Source organism: Streptomyces laculatispora (assembly GCF_017353455.1).
Lineage (GTDB): Bacteria > Actinomycetota > Actinomycetes > Streptomycetales > Streptomycetaceae > Streptomyces > Streptomyces laculatispora.
Map to the genome: position 1 here is coordinate 1 of NZ_JAFMPZ010000657.1, position 4,299 is coordinate 4,299.

5 protein-coding genes are annotated in these 4,299 nt (G+C 71.5%); 2 read left to right on the top strand and 3 right to left on the bottom strand.

What is annotated here, in order from left to right:
- The 3 genes from J1C73_RS34050 to J1C73_RS34060 all read right to left on the bottom strand — a co-directional run.
- A partial coding sequence (locus tag J1C73_RS34050; protein ID WP_207319735.1) for an NADH-quinone oxidoreductase subunit C occupies positions 1–723 on the bottom strand: 723 nt, incomplete at its 3' end.
- On the bottom strand, positions 720–1,412 hold the full coding sequence (locus tag J1C73_RS34055) for an NADH-quinone oxidoreductase subunit B (protein ID WP_207319736.1): 693 nt from the start codon (positions 1,410–1,412) through the stop codon (positions 720–722). The genes J1C73_RS34050 and J1C73_RS34055, both read right to left, overlap by 4 nt.
- Complete coding sequence (locus J1C73_RS34060) at positions 1,403–1,813, bottom strand: NADH-quinone oxidoreductase subunit A (protein ID WP_123461014.1); 411 nt, start codon at positions 1,811–1,813, stop codon at positions 1,403–1,405. The genes J1C73_RS34055 and J1C73_RS34060 overlap by 10 nt, the downstream gene beginning before the upstream one ends.
- 169 nt (positions 1,814–1,982) lie before the next feature.
- Here J1C73_RS34060 and J1C73_RS34065 point away from each other — a divergent pair, with 169 nt between their 5' ends.
- Together J1C73_RS34065 and J1C73_RS34070 are read left to right on the top strand one after the other, a co-directional pair.
- Positions 1,983–3,209 (top strand): sensor histidine kinase, encoded by a 1,227-nt coding sequence (locus J1C73_RS34065; RefSeq protein ID WP_207319737.1) that lies wholly within the window; start codon positions 1,983–1,985, stop codon positions 3,207–3,209.
- Between the two features lie 148 nt (positions 3,210–3,357).
- The coding region (locus J1C73_RS34070) for a sensor histidine kinase (RefSeq protein WP_207319738.1) at positions 3,358–4,299 on the top strand (942 nt) is incomplete at its 3' end.

The window sequence follows — 4,299 nt, forward strand, 5'->3', positions numbered from 1 at the left end:
GGCCGAGCCCTGGGACGCGGTGCGGGTGCGACGCGCCGTACCGGCAGCACCGGTATCCGCACCGGCAGCACCGGCGTCCACGCCCCCCGCACCATCCGCGCCCGTCGTCGGCGCCACGACCGGCTGCTGGCCCTTCAGCGGGCCCCATTCGTTCGGGTCGGGGACACCGGGCGGCAGCATCGTGCGGCGCTTGGGTCCGCCGTGCTCCGACTCGCCCGGCTCCTTGGCGCCCGGCCAGGCCTTGGCCACGCGGGCCGCCAGGACGAAGTCCTTGCGCAGGGGGTGGCCCTCGAAGCCCTCGGGCAGCAGCAGGGGGACCAGGTGCGGGTGGCCGTCGAAGCCGATGCCGAACATCTCGTGCGTCTCGCGCTCGTGCCAGGCCGCCCCCGCGAAGACGCCGATCGCGCTGGGCAGCACGGCCTCCTCGTGCGGAACGGTCGTGCGGACCAGCAGCCGCCGGACCGCCGGACCCGGTCCGGAGCGGTCGGGCAGCGCGGCGAGATGGGCGCAGACCCGGAAGCCGGTGCCCGGTTCGTCCACGGCGCTCAGCCAGTCGAAATAGGTGCAGCCGAGCCCGTCACGCGCCGTTTCCAGGGCGGCGATCCAGGAGGCGGGCGGCACATCGACGGTCAGCAGGTCGTACGCCTGCTCCGCCGTGGCGTCCTCGCCGAAGATCTCGGTCACGGCGTCCGGCAGCCGGTCGTAGCTCTCGGCGGCGGTCACTTCCGCTCCTCCCCGGAGGCGTCCGGCACGGACGGTGCCTGCGGTGCGGCGACCAGTGCGCTGCGCAGCGCGGCGGTGGAGGGACGGGCCCCGCCCGTCGCGTAGCGCTCGCCCAGCGACTCGCGCGCGATCTTCTCCTGGAGCTTGAGGATGCCCTGGAGCAGGGCTTCGGGCCGGGGCGGGCAGCCGGGAACGTAGACGTCGACCGGGATGATCTGGTCGACGCCCTTCGTCACCGAGTACGAATCCCAGTACGGGCCGCCGCAGTTGGAGCAGGCGCCGAAGGAGATGACGTACTTGGGCTCGGGCATCTGCTCGTACAGCCGCTTGATCGCCGGAGCCATCTTGTCCGTCACCGTGCCGGAGACGATCATGAGGTCGGCCTGGCGGGGGCCCGGGGCGAACGGGATCACGCCGAGCCGGATGAAGTCGTGGCGCGCCATGGAGGCGGCGATGAACTCGATGGCGCAGCAGGCGAGTCCGAAGTTGAAGACCCAGAGGCTGTAGCGGCGGCCCCAGTTGAGGACCACCTTCATCGGCTCGGGTGCGAGCCGGGACAGCACGCCCAGCCGCTTCGGCTCGGGAAGGAACGTGGGTACGGGCTCGGGTACGGCCTCGGGACCCGGCTCCGGTCCCGACTGCGGCTGTGGCTGTGGCTGACCGGCTGACGACGGGCTCGTCACGTCCATTCGAGGACGCCCTTCTTCCATGCGTAGAGCAGTCCCACGGCCAGGAAACCGAGGAAGATGAACATTTCCACCAGCGTCGTCGCGCCGTATCCGGGCGCGGCGAAGACGGTCGCCCACGGGAACAGGAAGATCGAGTCGACGGCGAAGATCACGTACAGGAAGGCGTACACGTAGTAACGGACCTGGGTGTGGGCCCAGCCCTCCCCCACGGGGTCCACGCCGCACTCGTACGTGAGGAGTTTCTCCGGCGTCGGGACCACGGGACGCATCAGCCGGCCGGTCCCGAAGGCGACGGCGACGAACAGCACCCCGACCACGGCGAGCAGTCCGACGACCGAGTAGCTGTGGAAGTACTCCGACGCGAGAACGGTCGGTCCCGGCAGGTCCGCAACGTCCGCCACGTCCGCCCCTCGCTCCCTCAAACCTGTTCGACGATCTGTACGCACGGGAGTCTAGGCCCTGTAAAGGAACGGTAAGCAGCCGCGTCGGGCAACGGGTGGGGTTATCCCTACTTCATCGCCACCCATGAGCCCCATGGCGTCCGGGTGCCCCACCCGGCAGGCTGGGCATATGACCATGAGCCCCCAGGTACCCGGCGACGACCGGCCGCCGCCCGTCCGCTCCGCCCTCGACGTGTGCACTTGGAAGGAGATCGCGCATCTTCTCGCCAATTTCCCGCTGGCGGTCGTCGGGTTCATCTACACGGTGCTCATGATCGGCATCGGCGTGGGGCTGGCGGTCACGGTGGTCGGCCTGCCCCTGCTGGCCGCCGGGCTGCAGGGTTCACGGCTGCTCGGCCGGGCCGAGCGGGGCCGGGCGCGGAGTCTGCTCGGGCTGCGGATCGACGAGCCGAGCGCGATGGCTCCGGTCCGCCGGGAGGAGGGGTTCTTCTCCTGGCTGTGGTCGAGCCTGAAGGACCCGGTGGGCTGGCGCGCGGTGCTGTACTCCTTCATCCGGCTGCCGTGGGGCGTGCTCACCTTCGTGGTGGTGCTCGTGAGCCTCTTCGTCCTGTGGCCGGTGCTCCCCTATACGGCGCGGTTCCTGTCCAACGCCGACCGGGGCATGGTGCGCGGGCTGCTTTCGCCCTCCGACGAGCTGGAACGCCGGGTCGCGGAGCTGGAGTCGGACCGGGGCGTGGTCGTCGACACCGCCGCCGCCGACCTGCGCCGCATCGAACGCGACCTCCACGACGGCGCCCAGGCCCGCCTCGTCGCCCTCGCGATGGGGCTCGGCCTCGCCAAGGAGAAGCTGACCGACGACCCCGAGGCCGCGGCGCGGATGGTCGACGAGGCCCACGGAGAGGTCAAGGTCGCCCTCCAGGAGCTCCGTGATCTCGCCCGGGGCATCCACCCCGCCGTCCTCACCGACCGCGGCCTGGACGCCGCGCTCTCCGCCATCGCCTCCCGCTGCACCGTCCCCGTCACGGTGGGGGTGGATCTGCCGGGCCGGCCGGCGCAGGCCATCGAGGGCATCGCGTACTTCACCGTGTCCGAGCTGCTCCAGAACGTCAGCAAGCACAGCGGGGCGCGTACGGCGTCCGTCGATGTGTGGCGGACGGCGGACCGGCTGCTGATCCAGGTCGCCGACGACGGACGGGGCGGGGCCTCGATGGACGGCGGTACGGGGATGTCGGGGCTGGCCGAGCGGCTGGGCGCCGTCGACGGTCTGTTCGTCCTCGACTCCCCGCCCGGCGGCCCGACGACGGTCACCGCGGAGCTGCCCTGGCGCGACCGGGAGGACGGGAAGGGCGCGGCCGGAGCCCGTACGGGCCGGCCCCCCGCGGCCAAGGGGCGCTGAGAGCCGCCGCCGCGCGGCGTGGTGGGGAAAACCCCCGGTCGAAGAGGGATACCGCCCTCATGGTGGGCGGCTCCGCGGGACAGCACACTTGTAGTACGCACAGCAGGCAGAACCGGCCTCACAGACGCAGAAGAAACGGACGGAACCCATGGCCACGACATACGGACCCGGCACGCGGGACGATGATCGACCGGGAACCGGCTCCTTCGACCACCCCGCGGAGAGGCACTTCTTCCCGGCCTGGCTGCGCGCCCCCGTCGAGGGCCGGACCTGGCGCGAGTTCGCCTATCTGCTGCTGAGCCTGCCGATCAGCGTCGTGCTGTTCTCCTTCGCGCTCGTCATGACGTCGTTGAGTGCCGGCCTGCTCATCACCTTCCTGGGGATTCCCGTCCTGGCCGCCGGGCTGTCCGTGTGCCGCGGCTTCGGCGCGATGGAGCGGGCCAGGGCCCGTGGGCTGCTGAAGCTGTACGTGCCCGCTCCCGCGCCGGTACGGGGCAGGACCGGCGGCCTGATGTCCTGGATCGGGGCGGTCCTGAAGAGCGGGGTGTCCTGGCGGCACCTGCTCTACTCGGTGCTTCACTTCCCGTGGGCGGTCTTCGCCTTCTGCGTGTCGCTGACCTTCTGGTCGCTGAGCTGGGCGGCGTTCACCTACCCGCTGTGGCACTGGCTCTTCCCGACGCACCTGGGAAGCAGTGGCATTCAGCTGTACGGGGACGCGGGCCACGAGGTCTACGCGGACTCCCCCCTCGACCTGGCGGCGTCCAGCGCCATCGGACTGGCGCTGGTCCTGATCACCCCGTGGATCATCCGCGCTCTCACCTCCGTGGACCGGGTGATGGTGGCCGGGCTGCTGGGCCCGTCCCGGCTGGCGACGCGGGTCACGGAGCTGGAGTCGGACCGGGGTGTCGTCGTCGACACCGCCGCCGCCGACCTGCGCCGCATCGAACGCGACCTCCACGACGGCGCCCAGGCCCGCCTCGTCGCCCTCGCCATGGATCTGGGCCTGGCCAAGGAGAAGCTGACCGACGACCCCGAGGCGGCGGCGCGGATGGTCGACGAGGCCCACGGCGAGGTCAAGGTCGCCCTCCAG

Coding starts and splice junctions, on each gene's coding strand:
- J1C73_RS34055 (WP_207319736.1), bottom strand. CDS start 1,412: ATGGACGTGACGAGCCCGTCGTCAGCCGGTCAGCCACAGCCACAGCCG.
- J1C73_RS34065 (WP_207319737.1), top strand. CDS start 1,983: ATGACCATGAGCCCCCAGGTACCCGGCGACGACCGGCCGCCGCCCGTC.